Annotated in this window: 13 protein-coding genes and 1 pseudogene; 4 read left to right on the top strand and 10 right to left on the bottom strand. The window is 60.3% G+C overall.

What is annotated here, in order from left to right; translation table 11 throughout:
• The first annotated feature begins 57 nt into the window (after positions 1–57).
• Positions 58–927, top strand: coding sequence for a DUF2242 domain-containing protein (locus tag DQN55_RS12735; protein WP_048382129.1), 870 nt, complete (start codon positions 58–60; stop codon positions 925–927).
• A gap of 253 nt (positions 928–1,180) precedes the next feature.
• Here DQN55_RS12735 and DQN55_RS12730 read toward each other — a convergent pair whose 3' ends face one another.
• Positions 1,181–2,221: an AraC family transcriptional regulator gene (locus DQN55_RS12730; RefSeq protein ID WP_048382130.1), complete on the bottom strand. Its 1,041-nt coding sequence runs from the start codon at positions 2,219–2,221 to the stop codon at positions 1,181–1,183.
• A gap of 4 nt (positions 2,222–2,225) precedes the next feature.
• Entirely contained in the window at positions 2,226–3,356 is a 1,131-nt protein-coding gene (locus DQN55_RS12725) for a carbon-nitrogen hydrolase family protein (protein WP_048382131.1), read from the bottom strand.
• A 212-nt stretch (positions 3,357–3,568) separates the two neighbouring features.
• Here DQN55_RS12725 and DQN55_RS12720 point away from each other — a divergent pair, with 212 nt between their 5' ends.
• Positions 3,569–5,605 carry an NADPH-dependent 2,4-dienoyl-CoA reductase gene (locus DQN55_RS12720; protein WP_048382132.1) on the top strand — a complete coding sequence of 679 codons (2,037 nt, stop codon included), beginning with the start codon at positions 3,569–3,571 and terminating at the stop codon, positions 5,603–5,605.
• A 48-nt stretch (positions 5,606–5,653) separates the two neighbouring features.
• Here the strand turns inward: DQN55_RS12720 and DQN55_RS12715 are convergent, their stop codons facing one another.
• The 6 genes and pseudogenes from DQN55_RS12715 to DQN55_RS12690 form a co-directional block, all read right to left on the bottom strand.
• Positions 5,654–6,379 (bottom strand): amino acid ABC transporter ATP-binding protein, encoded by a 726-nt coding sequence (locus DQN55_RS12715; RefSeq protein ID WP_082150755.1) that lies wholly within the window; start codon positions 6,377–6,379, stop codon positions 5,654–5,656.
• Positions 6,380–6,458: 79 nt separating this feature from the next.
• Positions 6,459–7,700 carry an FAD-dependent oxidoreductase gene (locus tag DQN55_RS12710; protein WP_048382134.1) on the bottom strand — a complete coding sequence of 414 codons (1,242 nt, stop codon included), beginning with the start codon at positions 7,698–7,700 and terminating at the stop codon, positions 6,459–6,461.
• Positions 7,701–7,749: 49 nt separating this feature from the next.
• Positions 7,750–8,460 (bottom strand): ABC transporter permease, encoded by a 711-nt coding sequence (locus DQN55_RS12705; protein ID WP_048382135.1) that lies wholly within the window; start codon positions 8,458–8,460, stop codon positions 7,750–7,752.
• On the bottom strand, positions 8,457–9,176 hold the full coding sequence (locus tag DQN55_RS12700) for an ABC transporter permease (protein ID WP_048382136.1): 720 nt from the start codon (positions 9,174–9,176) through the stop codon (positions 8,457–8,459). Before DQN55_RS12700 ends, DQN55_RS12705 begins: the two co-directional genes overlap by 4 nt.
• 111 nt (positions 9,177–9,287) lie before the next feature.
• On the bottom strand, positions 9,288–10,043 hold the full coding sequence (locus DQN55_RS12695; protein WP_048382137.1) for a transporter substrate-binding domain-containing protein: 756 nt from the start codon (positions 10,041–10,043) through the stop codon (positions 9,288–9,290).
• A 13-nt stretch (positions 10,044–10,056) separates the two neighbouring features.
• A pseudogene (locus DQN55_RS12690) lies at positions 10,057–10,931 on the bottom strand (MurR/RpiR family transcriptional regulator).
• Positions 10,932–11,078: 147 nt separating this feature from the next.
• Between DQN55_RS12690 and DQN55_RS12685 the strand changes: the two are divergent.
• Positions 11,079–12,107: an Ldh family oxidoreductase gene (locus tag DQN55_RS12685; RefSeq protein ID WP_048382138.1), complete on the top strand. Its 1,029-nt coding sequence runs from the start codon at positions 11,079–11,081 to the stop codon at positions 12,105–12,107.
• A gap of 121 nt (positions 12,108–12,228) precedes the next feature.
• Here DQN55_RS12685 and DQN55_RS12680 read toward each other — a convergent pair whose 3' ends face one another.
• A complete protein-coding gene (locus tag DQN55_RS12680) occupies positions 12,229–13,263 on the bottom strand; it encodes an AraC family transcriptional regulator (RefSeq protein WP_048382139.1) in 1,035 nt (344 codons plus the stop codon).
• A complete protein-coding gene (locus tag DQN55_RS12675; protein WP_048382140.1) occupies positions 13,260–14,180 on the bottom strand; it encodes a GGDEF domain-containing protein in 921 nt (306 codons plus the stop codon). The genes DQN55_RS12680 and DQN55_RS12675 overlap by 4 nt, the downstream gene beginning before the upstream one ends.
• Positions 14,181–14,613: 433 nt before the next feature.
• Between DQN55_RS12675 and DQN55_RS12670 the strand changes: the two genes are divergently transcribed.
• A complete protein-coding gene (locus DQN55_RS12670; protein WP_048382141.1) occupies positions 14,614–17,148 on the top strand; it encodes a TonB-dependent receptor in 2,535 nt (844 codons plus the stop codon).
• The last annotated feature ends 38 nt before the right edge of the window (positions 17,149–17,186 follow it).

The following is a 17,186-nucleotide window of genomic DNA, read 5'->3' as shown; positions in this document are numbered from 1 at the left end:
GCGAGCCTCTCGAACTGATGCACAATACGCCTCGCACCGTTCTCTTCAGGATGTTCAATGTCTATGCCATTCCACTTGCGTACCACGCTTGTCGCCCTAGTGCTGACGGGACTCGCAGGTTGCTCATCGCAGAAAACCGCGATTTACGAGCATGAAAACTTCGATGACTCTGGTACGTTCTCGCGCAATTACCCGGTTACCGACAAGGCCTCGTGCGAGGCTGCGCGCCGTGCCTTGCTCAGTCAGGGCTACATCATCACCAGTAATGACCCGACCATGATCAGCGGCCACAAAAGCTTCCAGCAAACTGGTGAAAGCCATCTGGAAATCAGCTTCAACGTGGTATGTGCCGTGGACGGCGGGACAGAACACCATTCAACAATGTTTGCCAATGCGCTTCAGGACCGTTATGCGCTGAAGAAAGTGAATAACTCGGCCAGTCTTGGCGTGGGTGTATTGGGTTCGGTGTCGATGCCGATCGGTTCTTCCGATGATTCGATGGTTAAAGTCGCCAGCGAAACCGTGTCCTCACCGCAGTTCTATGAGCGTTACTTCACCCTGGTAGAAGTCTTCCTGCCCAAGGAAGTGAAAAAGACTGCCCACATCCCTGAAAAGCCCAAGGCTGACCTGGGTGTTCCTGAGCCTGCACCCGTTGACGTCGATGCGGCCCCTGCGCCCAGGACGCTGGCACCGGTACCGGCAGCACCTGAACCGGCTCCGGTGCCTGCCAGCGAGGCAGTAGTCGAGCCTGCCGGCTCACAGCCGGTGGTGCCACCCGCAGCCGCAGAGCCCATCATTCCAATCGAGGTTCAGCCTGTGCCGGACACTGCGCCTCCGGCCGCTGCGCAACCTGCGTCGGATGCCTCGGCGCCTGAAGCTGTACAGCCCTCTGCACCCGCCAGCACAGAGCCTGCGCCGGCGCAATAAAGGTGCGCTAAATCCGAAGCGATCTGCTACGTTTTACTGTGAGTACCGGAGGCCGATGAAGCTGTCATTTTTTCTTCATGCGGGCACTTTATGCTGGCGCTCACTGTCATTGAACAATGATCAAAACCACCAGACGATGAGGATGTAGCCATGGATGACTATCAGGAAGAGTTGCTCGAGTATCAGGCATTTGAACTGGACCCGCTGGAACCTGCTGACGACGCCACCGAGCTTTGACTCGGCGGCGTTGCATTCACGCCGAATGACGCTGGCGACGTCGGAACTCTCCCGGAGTTTCGGCGTTCCAGCGTTTGAATGCCCGTTGAAACGCCTCGGCTGAGGCAAACCCCAACAGATAGGCAATTTCGCCAAAGGCCAGCTCCGTGTCACGGATATAGGTCATGGCCAGGTCGCGGCGCGTGTCGTTGAGAATGGCGCGAAATTGAGTGCCTTCTTCGCTGAGCTTGCGCCGCAGCGTCCAGGTCGGCAGCTTCAGACGTGCCGCCACTTCTTCCAGGTCGGGCTCCCGACCGCCATTGAGCAAAGGTCCCAGCAATTGAGTGATGCGCTCGCGCAGGCTGCGGGTGCGGGTCAATTGCTCCAGTTCACGCTCGCACAATTGCAGCAGGTAGGCCCAGGTGCTCGGGCAGTGCTGGGGATTGCGCAGGTCGAGGGTGGCATGGTTCAGGCGCAGTTGATTGGTGTCGGCGCGAAAGTGCACCGGTACCTGGCACAGCGAGGCGTAATGCCCGGCATAGTCAGGTTCGCTGAATTCAATGTCGATCTGTTCGCAGCTCAGGGGTTGGTCTGCGACGGATGACAGCTGCTGCAGCCATCCGGCAATGATCGAGTCCACCACAAAGCGGTTATAGGCGTTGTACGGGCTGATGGAATAGAAGCGCAGCCACGCGCCCCGGGCGTCCTCGTGCAGGCTCGACTGGCCGCGATAATTGGAACCATACAGGGGCTCGAAGCGAATCAGGGTGCGGGCTGCTTCTCGTACGGTCGGGGCCTGGGCGGCGGTGACACCGGCGAGTCCGAGCTGGCTCAGGCGACTGAGACGGCCCATGCACAAACCCAGGGCCGGGTTACCGGTCAATGCAATGGCTGCATGACCCAGGCGCATGTAACGCGGGATCGACAACCGTGCCAGTGGCTGGGCGAGACGGGCAGGATCAAGGCCGAACTGTTCGAGCAGCGGCCGGGGATCCTGACCGCAGCTGATCACCGCGTCCGCGAGGGTTTGCACAAACCCCACCGACAGGTCCCCCAGGCGCATCGGCAGCGGTTTCATCGCCTTACAGCCAGAGGTTCAGCAGTCGGGCACCGGTCGCCGGCATGTCCGGGCTGGTCTGGCCATTACGACTGATAAAGCCTTGGCCGGCACTGTGTTTGTCCCAGAACTTGCCCCGCAGGAACACCGTGACACCGGCTTCGGCCGAGCTGGTGGGCAGGCTGCTGATCAGGGTCAGGCGGTGCCAGGCTGCGCCTTCGCTGACCTCTCCGGGGCGCAGGCTGATTTCGCTGGGCGTGGAGACGCTTTTGTAGCCGCCCCAGGGATTTTCCCACGTGTTCTTGCCCACAATGAACGCCGGTACGGCGATCAATTGTGCCCCTTGTTCATTCAGGGACCGGTAGTTTTCGGGGTACCAGCTGTCGCTGCCCACCAGGATGCCCAATCGGCCGGCGGGGGTGTCGATGACACTCAGCTGATGATCCGGGCTGGGCATGATGTAGCTTTGTTCTTCGTACGTTGGCAACAGCTGGCGTTGCGGCTTGCCGAGCGGTGCACCGTCGCGGCCAAACACGATGCTGCTGTTGTACAGCGGACCCGAGCCGGGGAGTAGCTTGCCGTGCTCGATCCGTGGTGCCGGCAACGCAATGCTCCCGGCCACCATGGTCACGCCAAATTCCTTGGCCAGGCCGCCAAACAGCGTCTGGTAATCGGCAGCCATGCTGTCGGCTTTCATGCGCAGGTGCGCATCATTGACCCGGCTTTCGCCATCAGCCCGCAACCATGCGCCAGCAAAATCCAGCGGGTTGCTCAGCGCCAGCCAGCGCATGGCTTCGTTCAGGTTGGCAGCCTGGTACAGCTCATTCTTTTCGCCCTTGAACATCAGCCAGGTGCCGATGTGCTCAGGCAATACCACGATGGTTTTGTCATTGAGCAACCCGGCGTCGCGGGCAGCATTAAGGTAGGCGGCGAGTTTCAGGTGCACCAGGGCCAGGCTTTGAAAGTCGCGCGGTGACAAGTCGGGCTCGATACCGAGCAGATTGCCCCGCTGATTGTCAGCCCCATCATTGATGGCCAGATTGACACGTAAATCCGACAGGTAATGGCCGACATCACGTTGAGTGGTCCAGTACCCGTAAGCACCGGCAGCGGCGACAAGGGCGGTCAGTAAGGTGCAGCCAATGAGTTTACGCATGGGAAATAGAGCAGGCAGCCGTATTCAGGATTCGGCCTCTAGGGTAGGTGGCCCATGCCTGCTTGCCAAGGGGGGCTGCGCATTTGGGTTAATAATTTGTAATTTTGGGTCATTGAGTGGGGGGGGATGAGCCTTTACTGTGCCTGACATCCAACGACGGGAGCCGCAGAGCATCCCGCGTTCCGTGATTCAGACTGTTGTGGAGCTCCCCGATGACCACCTCTCACTACCCGAATTTAATGGCCCCGCTGGACCTGGGTTTTACCACCTTGCGCAACCGCAGCCTCATGGGCTCGATGCACACGGGCCTGGAAGAGCAGCCCGGTGGCTTTGAACGCATGGCCGCCTACTTCGCCGAGCGCGCCCGGGGCGGTGTGGGCTTGATGGTGACCGGCGGCATTGCGCCCAACGACGAAGGCGGAGTCTACAGCGGAGCCGCCAAGCTCAGCACCGCCGAAGAGGCCGAAAAACATGTGGTCGTGACCCGGGCGGTGCATGAGGCCGGTGGCAAGATCTGCCTGCAGATCCTGCATGCCGGGCGTTATGCCTACAGCCCGCGGCAAGTGGCGCCGAGCGCGATTCAGGCGCCGATCAACCCGTTTACGCCAACAGCGCTGGATGAAGACGGCATCGAGAAGCAGATCAGCGACTTTGTGACCTGCGCCAAACTGGCCCAGAGCGCCGGGTACGACGGTGTCGAGATCATGGGCTCGGAAGGGTATCTGATTAACCAGTTCCTCGCCGCGCACACTAACCAGCGCACAGACCGCTGGGGCGGCAGTTACGAAAACCGCATGCGCCTGCCGATCGAGATCGTGCGCCGTGTGCGCGAAGCCGTTGGTACGGACTTCATCATTATCTATCGCCTGTCGATGCTCGATCTGGTGGCGCAGGGCAGTGTCTGGGAAGAGATCGTCCAGTTGGCCAAGGCTGTCGAACAGGCCGGAGCAACCCTGATCAACACCGGTATCGGCTGGCATGAAGCGCGTATCCCGACCATCGCCACCAAGGTTCCACGCGGTGCGTTCAGCAAGGTCACGGCCAAGCTGCGGGGCTCGGTCAACGTGCCGTTGATCACCACCAACCGTATCAATACACCGGACATCGCTGAACAGATTCTGGCCGAGGGCGATGCTGACATGGTGTCGATGGCGCGTCCGTTCCTGGCCGACCCGGATTTCGTCAACAAGGCGGCCGCCGGCCGCAGTGACGAGATCAACACCTGTATCGGTTGCAACCAGGCGTGTCTGGATCACACCTTCAGCGGCAAGCTCACCAGTTGCCTGGTCAACCCGCGGGCTTGCCACGAAACCGAACTCAACTACCTGCCGACCATTGCCGTGAAGAAAATCGCCGTGGTCGGTGCCGGCCCTGCGGGGCTTGCTGCTGCAACCGTGGCGGCCGAGCGCGGGCATCAGGTGATGCTGTTTGACGCTGCGAGCGAGATCGGTGGCCAGTTCAATGTCGCCAAGCGCGTGCCGGGCAAGGAGGAGTTCTTTGAAACCCTGCGTTACTTCAAGCGCAAGCTGCAAACCACCGGGGTCGAGCTGTGCCTGAACACCCGCGTGGACGTAGCGCAACTGGTAGCCGGCCAGTTTGACGAAATCATTCTGGCCACCGGGATTGCCCCGCGTACTCCGGCGATCCCGGGTGTCGAGCATCCCAAAGTGTTGAGCTACATGGACGTGATTCTCCAGCGCAAGCCGGTGGGCACCAAGGTGGCAGTCATTGGCGCCGGCGGGATCGGGTTTGATGTGTCCGAGTTCCTGGTGCATCAGGGCGAAGCGTCCAGTCAGGACCGCGACGCTTTCTGGCGTGAGTGGGGCATTGATACGCAGTTGGAGGCCCGTGGTGGTGTTGCCGGAATCACGCCGCAGGTGCCGGCCCCGGCACGTCAGGTTTACCTGCTGCAACGCAAGGCATCAAAGGTCGGTAATGGGCTGGGCAAAACCACGGGCTGGATTCACCGTGCGGGGCTGAAGAACAAGCGCGTGCAGATGCTCAGCGGTGTGGAATACCTGAGCATTGATGACGCCGGGTTGCACATCCGGGTGGGCGAGGGCGAGCCGCAGCTGCTGGCGGTGGACAACATCGTGATCTGCGCCGGGCAGGATCCGTTGCGCGAGTTGCAGGACGGGCTGCTGGCAGCGGGTCAGAACGTGCACTTGATTGGCGGCGCTGACGTTGCGGCCGAACTGGACGCCAAGCGCGCGATCAATCAGGGCTCGCGTCTGGCGGCGCAGCTGTAACAGCCCTGTTGAACGGTAGGCGCGAGCAGGTACGCGCCTACCGGGTTCTCAATGCACGATCTGCGCAAGGAATGCCTTGGCCCGCGGGCTTTTCGGCGCATTGAAGAAGTCGTTCGGCGGTGAGTCTTCGATGATCATGCCGCCATCCAGAAACAGCACGCGCTCCGCCACTTGTCGGGCAAAACCCATTTCGTGGGTGACGCAGAGCATGGTCATGCCGCTGCCTGCCAGGTTGACCATCACGTCCAGCACTTCGCTGACCATTTCCGGGTCAAGCGCCGAAGTGGGCTCATCGAACAGCATGATTTTCGGCTCCATGCACAAGGCCCGGGCAATGGCCACGCGCTGCTGCTGGCCGCCGGAGAGCTGGCTCGGGTATTTGTCGGCCTGGCTGGCGATGCCGACCTTGTTCAAGAAGTGCTGCGCCAGCTCGATGGCCTTTTTACGCGACAAACCCCGTACCGACATCGGCGCCAGAATGCAGTTGTCGAGCACGCTCATGTGGGGGAACAGGTTGAAATGCTGAAACACCATGCCGATTTCGCTGCGCACCTTGGCCGCTTCGCGGGTGGTCTGCGACAGGTCGGTGTTGTTGATCAGGATGCTGCCTTTTTCGGCAATTTCCAGGCGATTGATACAGCGGATCAGGGTCGACTTGCCTGAGCCGGACGGCCCGCACAGAACGATGCGTTCACCTTCGCGTACTTTGAGGTCGATGCCCTTTAGAACGTGAAAAGCGCTGTAGTACTTGTTCAGACCGGCGATATCCACCACCACCTTGCGAGTGTCAGTGACTGGCGACACATGGCTGTGAACCTGGGCAGTTTGAGCGTGCATAGTGTGTCTCCAATGATCAGTTAAAGCGCTCGGCGCTGTAGGGAGTCGGGTCGGTGAAAGGTGTTTCGCCGGTCATCATCTCGGCCAGCAGGCGCCCGCTGACCGGACCCAGCGTCAGGCCGTGATGAGCGTGGCCAAAGTTGAACCACAAGCCCTTGTGGCGACTGGCCGGGCCGATCACCGGGCACATGTCCGGCAGGCAAGGACGACGACCGAGCCACGGTTCGGCATCCACGCGTTTGCCCAGGGGGTACAGGCGTTGGGCATGGGCTTCGCAGCGACGCAGCTGGATTTCGTTGATCGGGTCATCGCTGTCAGCAAATTCGATACCGGTGGTCAGGCGAATGCCGCCCACCATCGGGGCCAGGACGTAGCCGCCCACCGAGTCGAGAATAGGATGCTGCATGGTCTGGCCATCCCGTGCGGCGTAATGCATGTGGTAGCCGCGCTTGATTGCCAGGGGAATCGGGTACCCCAACGGCTCGAAAATCTCACGGGCCTGTGGGCCGAGTGCGATCACCGCTTCATTGGCCACGATCAGGCCTTTCTGGCTTTCGACCTGCCACTGGCCGGCCGTTGAGCGCAGGCGAGTGGCATCACCGATCACGAAGTGGCCGCCACGCTTGATAAACAGTTCGGCGTAGCCGCGGGTCAGGCCGCCGGGATCGCTGACGGTCTTGGGGTCGAGCCAGTGAATGCCGCCGATGACATCGGAGTGCAGGCCCGGCTCCAGTGCGTGGACTTGCTGCTGATCCAGCACCCGGTAGTTGAGCTTGTACTCAGCCAGGGCGGCGGCATCGCGCTGGGCTTTGTCGAAGTCGGCCAGGGTGCGGTACACCTCGATCCAGCCGCTGTCTTGAATCAGGCCGCCCATGCCGGCTGGCTCGGACAGCAGGTCATGTTCGCTGACGCACTTTTCAATCAGGGGCAGCATCGCTTGCGTGGCTTTGGCCAGCCCTGAGGGGCCGGACTCGCGCCAGTAGTGCATCAGCCACCGGCCGGCCTTGGGCAGGTGCTTGAGGCTGTAGCGCACATCGGATTGTTGATTGAGGCCATAGCGCAGCAGCCGGGCGATTTCCCGGGGGAACGAGTAGGGAATAACACTGGCGCGCTCGATCAGCCCGGCGTTGCCATGGCTGGTTCCTGTACCGGGTTGGGCGCGGTCGATCAGCACCACGTTGCGGCCTCGGGCCTGGAGTTGCAGCGCGGTACTGACGCCGACGATGCCGGCCCCCAGAACGATAGTGTCGCAATGCATAAACAAATCCTTAACGCAGAGGGCCGTGTTTGCAGCCCGAATAATGGGCTTACTGCACGTGACGTCCGAGGCGGCCTTCGATCAGCTTCAGGCTGCGGCGCACCACTTCCACGATTAACAGGTACAGCACGGCGGCCCACAGGTAGACCTGGAAGTCGAAGCTGCGGGAAAAGGCCATTTTGGTGACGCCCATCAAATCGTAGATGGTCACCAGCGAGGCGATGGCGCTGGCCTTGATCATCAGGATCAATTCATTGCCCAACGGGCCGATGGCCACCAGCAGTGATTGCGGCAGGATGATTTTGCGGAATGTGGTCCAGCGCGACAGGTTCAGCGCCTTGCAGGCTTCGCGTTGGCCCTGGGCCACCGACAGGATGCTGCCGCGCAGAATTTCGGCTTGATAAGCCGCGGTGTTCAAGGTGAAGGCGAGCAGGGTGCAGAACCAGGCATCGCGGAAAAACCACCACAAGCCGACGTCTTGCCAAAAGCCTTTGAACGAGCCCAGGCCGTAATACAGCAGGAACAATTGCGCCAGCAGCGGCGAGCCGCGGAAGAAGTAGACGTAGGCGCCGGTGAAGCTGCGCAAAAAACGGTTGCTGGACAAGCGCCCGAGGGCAATCAGCAAGCCGAGCAATGCGCCCAGGGTGAACGAAATCGCCACCAGCTTGCCGGTCACCAACAGCCCGTCGATAAAGCGCGGGCCATAGCGTTCCAGCAGGTCAGGGCTGAGAAACATGTTTTGCAGGTCAGTCAGGCTCATGGGCGCACGCTCCGTTGGTGGCGGCTGAAGTAGCGTTCAAGGAAGCTGAACAGCCGCCCGGAAATAGCCGAGAAAAACAGATAGCCCAGGCAGGCGACGCTGTAGAACAGCATCGGTTCTTTGGTCACGCTGACCGCCAGATTGGTCTGGCGCATCAGGTCCACCAGCGAGATGGTCGACACCAGAGAGGTGTCCTTGAGCAGCGAAAGCCAGTTGTTAGACAGGCCGGGCAGAGCGATGCGTGCCAGCTGTGGCAGCACCACCTTGCGGAATGTGGTGAATCGGGACAGACCCAGTGCAGACGCCGCTTCGAACTGGCCCTTGGGAATGGTTTTGAACGCCCCCAGCCAGATTTCGCTGGAAAATGCGGCGAATACCAGGCTGAACGCAACCATGGCGGCCACAAAGGTATTGATCGTGACCTGCACGTCGTAGCCCATCAGGGCCAGGACTTTTTGCGCAGCAATCTGGCAGCCGTAGTAAATAATCAGCAGTGTGAGCAATTCGGGCAAGCCGCGAAACACCGTGGAAAACGTGGTGGCCCAGGCGCGCGCCCAGCGGTTTTTCGAGCGTGCCGCCACGGCCACCAGCAGCCCCAGGGGCAAACCGATGGGCAGGCAGCTTAGCGCCAGGGCAATGGTCACCAAGGCCCCGGCGAGCAGCGCCGAACCCCAGCCACCACTGGCGAAAGAGAGAAGTGAGAGTTGATCGAGCATGCTCGAATCCCCGGGCAGAATTGGGCCGACATTCAACCGCTGCGTACGGCGTGTACGCAGGGCAAGGTAATTGGGCAGGGAGGCCCTCAGCCTTGGCCGAGGGCGGGCGACTTAATAAATATCGAAGTCAAAGTACTGGCTGGAGATCTTTTTATAGGTGCCATCGGCGACGATTTCGTCGAGCGCCTTGTTAAAGCGTTCGCGCAGCGCGTTGTCTTCCTGGCGCACGGCAATCGAGGCGTCCGCCATGGTGCCGTCGACATCTCCGATGATCTTGCAGCAGTCATCGCTGGACTTGTTGATCCACTCCAGCAACGGAAACTTGTCGGCAATCACTGCATCGACCCGACCTGATTTCAACTCGCTGTTGGCTTCGTCCAGTGTCGGGTAGAGGTTTAACTTGGCGCCGGCCTTTTCGTAGTGATCTTCGGCGTAGATGCCTTGGGTGGCTGCGCCCTGGGCGCCGATGGTTCGGCCCTTGAAGTTGGTCTGGGCATCGGTGATGTCCGAATCCTTGGGCACGGCGATTGACAGCGGTGTGCGGTAGTAATGATTGGTAAACGCGATTTTCTTTTTGCGCTCATCGGTCACAATCATCGAGGCCACGATAGCGTCGTACTTTTTCGCCATCAGCCCGGGAATGATGCCGTCCCAATCCTGCGCCACGATCGTGCACTGGGCATTCATGCGTTCGCACAAGGCCTTGGTGATATCCACGTCAAATCCGGACACCGTACCGTCTGAGTTAATGGTGTTGAACGGAGGGTAAGCGCCTTCCGTGGCGATTGTCAGCGTGTCTGCGTGCGCATTGGACGCGACGGCAACAACCATGGCACAGGCACTGGCAAAGCGAATGACGTTTTTCATCTGGCACCTCGTTTTATTGTTTTGATCCGGGTGAGGATGTGTAGCCCACGAACTCATTGTGTAAGGCCGCGGTTGCCTCAAGACGTTTTTCCACGTCCGGTCCCAGTTGTTTGACACTTCGTTGATCAGCAGATGCACCAGCGACAGCATGGCTGCCGTGGATTCCCAGAACAGATTGAATTCGGTGGGCACTCGGAAGACTTCATCGGCGACCGAGTCTGCCCAGTCGCAAAACGTATCGGTAATCAGCGTGACCGGGATCCCGGCTTCGCGCGCCTTGCGGCATAAGTGCTGAGCATGGCGTGAATAGCGCCGCGCTTCGAACACCACCAGCGCGCAGTCTTCTGCCGGGCACAGCAGTACGTCGGCGTAATGCCCGGCCGAGCCATCGACCAAGTGCACGCCGTCGCGCAGGTATTGCAGTAAATGCACCATTGAGGCGGCGATCCCGCGCTCGGTTTGAAAGCCGGCCACAAACACCTTGCGCCGGGTGGCCAGACGCTGGCTGACCGTTTGCCATTCAGGGGTCAGGCTGTATTCATAGACCTTGACCAGCGCCCCGACTTCCAGCTCAAAACTGCGCGGCAGGCCTTGCGGGCTCTGGCTCGACTGCTGGCGAAATTCCTGCAGGCGATCACCGACCAGCCACGGGCCATCACCCAGGTCTTCCTTGAGGTCGTTTTTCAGGTCCTTGAAATGGCTGTAGCCCAATGCGCGACAAAAACGCCCGACGCTGGATTCGCTGACCCCCAGCTTGCTGGCGATGTCGGCGGCGGTCTGAAAGGGCAGTTCGTAGAGATTGGCCAGCATGTAGCTGGCAATCGCCCGGCCCGAAGGGGCGGCGGTTGACAGACTGCTCTCGAGGCGTTGCTTGATGGGCTGGCTCACAACTGTATTTCCTGTTTTTATTTTCAGCGCGGGACAGAAAGTGAATGTTTTCTGTCATTAAGTCAACAATTGACAGATAACTGTCATCGCAGGATAGTTGGCCCCACCATTGCACATCGACAATAACAACTAGATTGGAGCGCCCGCATGTCTCAGACCCCTGCCACTCAGCCCGTAGAGTCGTTGTCCCTCAGCGAACTGACTGCCTTGCTGCAACGCATTTTCGAACGTCACGGTACTTCAGCGGCTGTTGCTCAAGTACTGGCTGACAACTGCGCCCGGGCCCAGCGCGATGGTTCTTACAGTCACGGGGTGTTTCGTATTGCGGGGTATCTATCGTCGTTGGCCAGCCATTGGGTCGACGGTCAGGCGACGCCTGTGGTTGAAGACGTGGCGTCGGGCTTTATTCGTGTCGATGCGGCCAATGGCTTTGCGCAACCGGCGTTGGCCGCGGCCCGCCAGTTGCTGATCGAAAAGGCCCGGAGTGCCGGGATTGCCGTACTGGCGATTCGTAACTCGCACCATTTTGCCGCGTTGTGGCCCGATGTTGAGCCGTTTGCGGAGGAAGGCCTGGTGGCCTTGAGCGTGGTCAACAGCATGACCTGCGTGGTGCCCCACGGTGCACAAAAACCCTTGTTCGGTACCAACCCGATCGCCTTTGCTGCGCCGTGTGCGGACGGCCACCCGATCGTATTCGACCTGGCCACCAGCGCCATTGCCCACGGCGATGTACAAATTGCTGCCCGCAAGGGGCATTCGTTGCCCGCCGGTATGGGCGTCGACAAGCTCGGTGCACCGACCGAAGATCCGAAAGCCATCCTTGAGGGCGGTGCCTTGCTGCCCTTTGGCGGGCACAAGGGGTCGGCCTTGTCGATGATGGTCGAACTGCTGGCGGCCGCGCTGACCGGGGGCAACTTCTCATTCGAGTTCGACTGGTCCAAGCACCCGGGTGCACAAACCCCGTGGACCGGGCAATTGCTGATCGTGGTCGATCCGACTAAATCCGGTGGCAACAGCTTCGCCCAGCGCAGCGCGGAACTCGTTCGACAAATGCACGCCGTCGGCCTGGAGCGCCTGCCCGGCGATCGTCGATTCAACCAGCGGGCCAAATCCCTGGAAGACGGTATCCCGCTGGCGGCCGATGAACTGGCTAAATTGCGGGCGTTGGCAGGGTAAGGTCCCGCTCGAAACCCGTAGCCGCTGACACGCTGAGTGATGAGGCTTTACGTCTGCTGCGCAGCCAGTCGCGGCCTCGTTCTACTCGTCCACTGCTACGTAATGGCGGGATGCCCCAGGGTTACAACGACAAGAACTGGCGAATCAGGTTCGGTGTACACCCGGTCCAGCGCTTGAGGGCGCGCCTGAAGTTGGCCGGGTCATTGAAGTTGAGGTACTCGGCGACCGCTTCGTTGCTCATGCCCTTGATCTGATACAGATACAGCGCCATGTGTTTGCGCGCCTGATCCTGCTGGGCCTGGAAATGGGTGCCGTGCTTGTTCAGTTTGCGCTTGAGTGTCGCCTGGCTCATCGCAAAGTGCTGCGCCGCCTGCTCCAGCCCCGGTGCCTGTTGCGCGCTGTTGCGCAAATACACATATAAACGGTCGAGCAGGCTGGCACTGAAACCCAGACTATGCAGCTGCTCCCGGGCCTGTTGCAGCGCGACCTGGCGTGCTATCGCCGAGGCATTGGGCCAGGGCCGGGTCAGGTATTCGCGGGGGATGCGCATCATGTCGAGCTGGCTGGCGAATTGGGTGTTTTCACCTAGGTGCACCCAGTACTGCTCCACATAGCGCGGTTCTGCATGGCTGAAGCAGCACTCCCACGGCAGGCGTTCGCCGCTGAGCCACTGACTCATGGCCATTAATGCTGTCATGCTGGCCTCCAGCACAAAGCGCAAGTGCTCTTGTGCGCCGCAACTGTCGAGCCAGTATACGTAGGCGTACTTCTCATCCAGCAGCAAGCGCGGTGTCAGCCACGGGCTGAGCAAGGCCCGGTGGTGGACTACGGTTTCCAGAGCCTGATGCAGGTTCTGCGCCTGTTGCAGGGCATGGCTGGCCGGGCCGTAGTGTCCTGGCAGCAAGCGCTGGCCGAACAGAAAGCTGCTGTCATCGGCCTCGAGCAAACGCTGGGTATTACCGATCAGGCTGAAGCACTGCTGGGGGCTGAGACGCGTGTGGCCGGCCACAATATCTTCGTAAAACAGCCCGGTGCCCCGCAGCAGTCGATGACTGTCGATACCTCGCGATAACGCCAGATCAATCAGCGTTGCCGGCTGGTAATGCCCGGCGATAAAACGGCTGTCAGTTTCGTACCACGTGGTTTTAAGCGTCATGCGCGCTTGATCCGCAGGGGTTTGGCACGTGCCAGGGCCAGATTAAGGCGTTTGAGCAGCGCGTCGGGCGCTTCATCCATGGCCATGACCACCGCTGTACTTGCCGCCAGGTGCACGCGCTCGCCATGTTGGCGGGTTTTGTGCGCCAGGCTCTGCACCGCTTGTTCCAGCTCCAGTGCCAGCAGGCGCGCCTGACTTTCGCCGGTGTTGGGCAGCAGGACCACAAAGCGGTCGCCGGCCAATCGGCACAACAGATCGTGACGCCGCAGGTTGAGCAGCAATAACTGGCTGAGGGCTTGCAGCACGGCGTCGCCTTCGGCATGCCCGTATTGCCGGTTGATGGCCGCGAAATGGTCAAGATCCAGCGCCAGCAACGACAGCGGTTGTTGCTGCTCAAGGCTATGGGCCAGACAGTCGCTGACCTGATGTTTGAGATAATCGGCACCGCCCAGCGGCGTGAGTTTGTCGAACAGCCGATGCTCGCGAAACACGCGCTCGCGCTTCTCCATCTGCTGGCTGATTGCCAGTTGTTCGCGGTGCCAGTGGTACAGGCCGATGGTCAGCAGCACCATGCCGACAGGCATCGGTCCGGATTCCAGCCAGTGATCCCAGTGAATGTGCTCGGGCAGGCGAATGAACTCGTCGAGCAGGTCCATCCACCACGAGAAAAACAGGCAGCACAGACCCAGCGCCAGGTAGTTGGTGACGCGCCCGGTTGGACGGCTTTTAAGTACCAGCGCCAGCCACAGCAGGATAAACAGCGCAGTACCGCCTTCGCCGACCATGTCCAGCCATTGCCATTCAGTGAGCGCTTTATGGGCACCAAAGGCGATGTTGAGCCACAGCCCGATATTGGCGGCCACTATCAGCAGAGCAAGTTTCCAGCGATGGTGCTTAAGCACGTTGAGCCAGGTCATGACGGTTCTACCAAAACGTATTGCCGCCCAGCAGAGCAGAGCCATGTGACAAGGGTGTTACGGGGTATGCAGGTCGAATCAGCTCACCGTAAATGTTTAAAGCCGCGAAGGAATTTCATGTCCTGACCGTAGCCATTGAGGAGCGGAGCGAGGCGACGCCCAGCCGTTGATCCTGAACAGGGAAGCAGGGCACGACGACTGCTGCGCAGCGGGCGCGGCCTCGTTCGGCCCGACCGCTGTTACGGGCAGCGGTTACGGCCGGGGTTTTAAGGTCAATTCAGCTCACTTTGCGCGTAATTACCGCGAAAACACCTCTGTTCCGGTGCTTCCGGGAATGACTGTCACAGCACTGTCATTCACCGACCCTAGGTTTCGCTTCCAGGTTGTCGGGCCATTTGCCCGGCCTGAAACGGGATTCTGGGGGAGAACAAGCATGTACAAGTGTCGGAGCAGGGCGCAGTGGGTCGGCTTTACCGTGAGTGCGCTGGCCATGGCGATTGCCAGCGAACGCCTGAGCGCTGCGGAGCCGGTGGCCATTGGCGCCACTGAGCACGTTGAGGTGGTAGGCCAGGCCGCCAGCCTTGATCAGGCACTCAAGCAGCAACGCAACTCAGACTCGGTCGAAAGCGTGGTGCATGCGGACGGTGTTGCCCAGTTGCTGGATGCCAACGTCGCTGAAGCCGTGCAGCGTTTGCCGGGCATCAGCATCGAGCGCGACCAGGGTGAGGGGCGTTTCGTCAGCGTGCGAGGCCTGGGTCCGGACCTCAACAGCGTGACCATCAACGGCACGCTGGTGCCATCTCCGGAAAGTGCCCGCCGGGCCGTGGCCCTGGATGTGCTGCCATCCGAGCTGGTGCAATCATTGTCGGTGATCAAAACCCTGACCCCGGACATGGACGCCAACTCCCTGGGCGGCACCGTGGACGTGCGTAGCCTGTCGGCTTTTGACCATGAAGGCCTGTTTTATACCGGTAGTACCGAAGCCGGTTACAACAAGAACACCGATCAAACCAGCCCCAAGGTTTCGGGTGCCATCAGCGACCGCTTCAGCCTCGGAGACGGCATCGACAACTTCGGTGTGGCGGCCGCCTTGAGCTGGAATAAACGTGATTTCGGCTCGGACAACGTCGAAACCGGCGGTGACTGGGATTTCACCGACGGCGCGCGCCTGAACAGTTTCGAGCAGCGGGTATACGACATCACCCGTGAGCGGACCGGTGGCGGGTTGAACTTCGACTACAAGCCCGACGACGACACCAGCCTTTACCTGCGCACGCTCTACAGCCGCTATAAAGACAGCGAAACCCGCAACTCCACCAGCCTTGAATTCGACCCGGGGCTAGCGGCAGGCGAGCGGGGCAAAGCCAAGGCCAAGCGCAAGCTCAAGCAGCGCGAAGAGACCCAGGAAATCCAGTCCTATGTGTTCGGCGGTGAGCGGATGATGGGGCTGTGGACCCTGAGCGGCCAGGCTGGCTACAGCAAGTCCAGCGAAGACAGCCCGGGACATATCGCCGGGGCTACGTTCAAGGGTAATTCCAGTTTTGCCGACAGCGGCTTTTACGACACCGAAAAGCCGCGTCCGATCATCGGCCCGGGTTTTTATGACCCGACCCGTTTCACCCTCGACAAAGTGGACTGGGAAGAGCAGCACACCCAGGACACCGAGAAGAACATCCGTCTCGACCTGGCCCGTGATTACGACGTGCAGGGCTATGCCTCACAGGCCAAATTCGGCGGCAAAGTCAGCCGTCGCAAAAAAGACAACGACCTCAATGCCTGGGTGTACGAAGACTTTTCTGATCTGGGCTACAGCGACGCACAGCTCAACCTCGACCAATTCAACAAGGGCAATGTGCACTACTCGCTGGGACAGTTCGGCCCTGGCATTAGCGGCAGCGCGATCAAGGACCTGATTGGCGGGCTGAACCCCGGCGCTTACTACGATGAAGAAGAGTCGCGGGCCAATGACTTCACCCTGCACGAAGACATCAATGCCGCCTACGTGATGAACACGGTCGATATAGACGACTGGCGCTTTATCGCCGGGATGCGCTACGAGGGCACGAAATTTGAAGCCAAGGGCACCGGCGTACGCGATGGTGCGTTCGAGGCCCAGGACACTCGGCGCGATTACCATCATTGGTTACCGGGGCTGCACGCGCGTTACCAATTGGATAAAAACACCCAGGTACGCGCCGCCTGGACCAACTCTGTGGTGCGCCCGACTTTTGGCCAATTGGCGCCGGGCTTTGTCATCGATGATGACGTGGCGGAGTTCGGCAACCCGAACCTCAAACCACTGGAGTCGAGCAACTTCGACCTCGGGATCGAACACTTCATGGGGCATGCCGGGACGGTCTCGGCGTTCCTCTTCTACAAAGACATCAAGAACTTCGTCTACAACAACGATCTGGCCGGCAGCGGTGTGTGGGCGGACTTCACTGAAGCGCACACCTACGCCAATGGCGACAGCGCCAAGCTGTACGGGCTCGAACTGGCCTACTCCCAAAAATTCGACTGGCTACCAGCACCGTGGAACGGCGTCATCCTGGGCGCCAACACCACGTTCAGCCGTTCAAAGGCCAGCATCGAAGGGTTTGATGCCGCCTCGGGCGGGACGCGCAAGCGTGATATCGACTTGCCAAACCAATCCGATACCGTCGGCAACCTGATGCTCGGCTGGGAGGACGACACGCTGAGCCTGCGCCTGTCGGCCAACTACAAGTCGGACTACCTGTACGAGTTGGCCGGGATCAACGACAAGGCCCATGACCTGCATGTCGACTCCCAGACCTTTGTCGACTTCAGCGCCCGCTATTCGCTCAGCAAAAACCTGCAAGTCACCTTTGATGCACAGAACCTCACCGATCAGCCGTACTTCGTCTACAGCGGTAACAGCCGCTTCAACAATCAGTACGAAGAGTACGGCCCGACCTATTCGCTGGGTCTGACCTTTACCCACTTTTAAGCACGCTTGCGCGCCCGGCGAGGGCGCGAGAAGGATGA

It is taken from the genome of Pseudomonas taetrolens (genome assembly GCF_900475285.1).
In the GTDB taxonomy this organism is placed as follows: domain Bacteria; phylum Pseudomonadota; class Gammaproteobacteria; order Pseudomonadales; family Pseudomonadaceae; genus Aquipseudomonas; species Aquipseudomonas taetrolens.
This window is presented reverse-complemented; position numbering and strand designations above follow the sequence as displayed.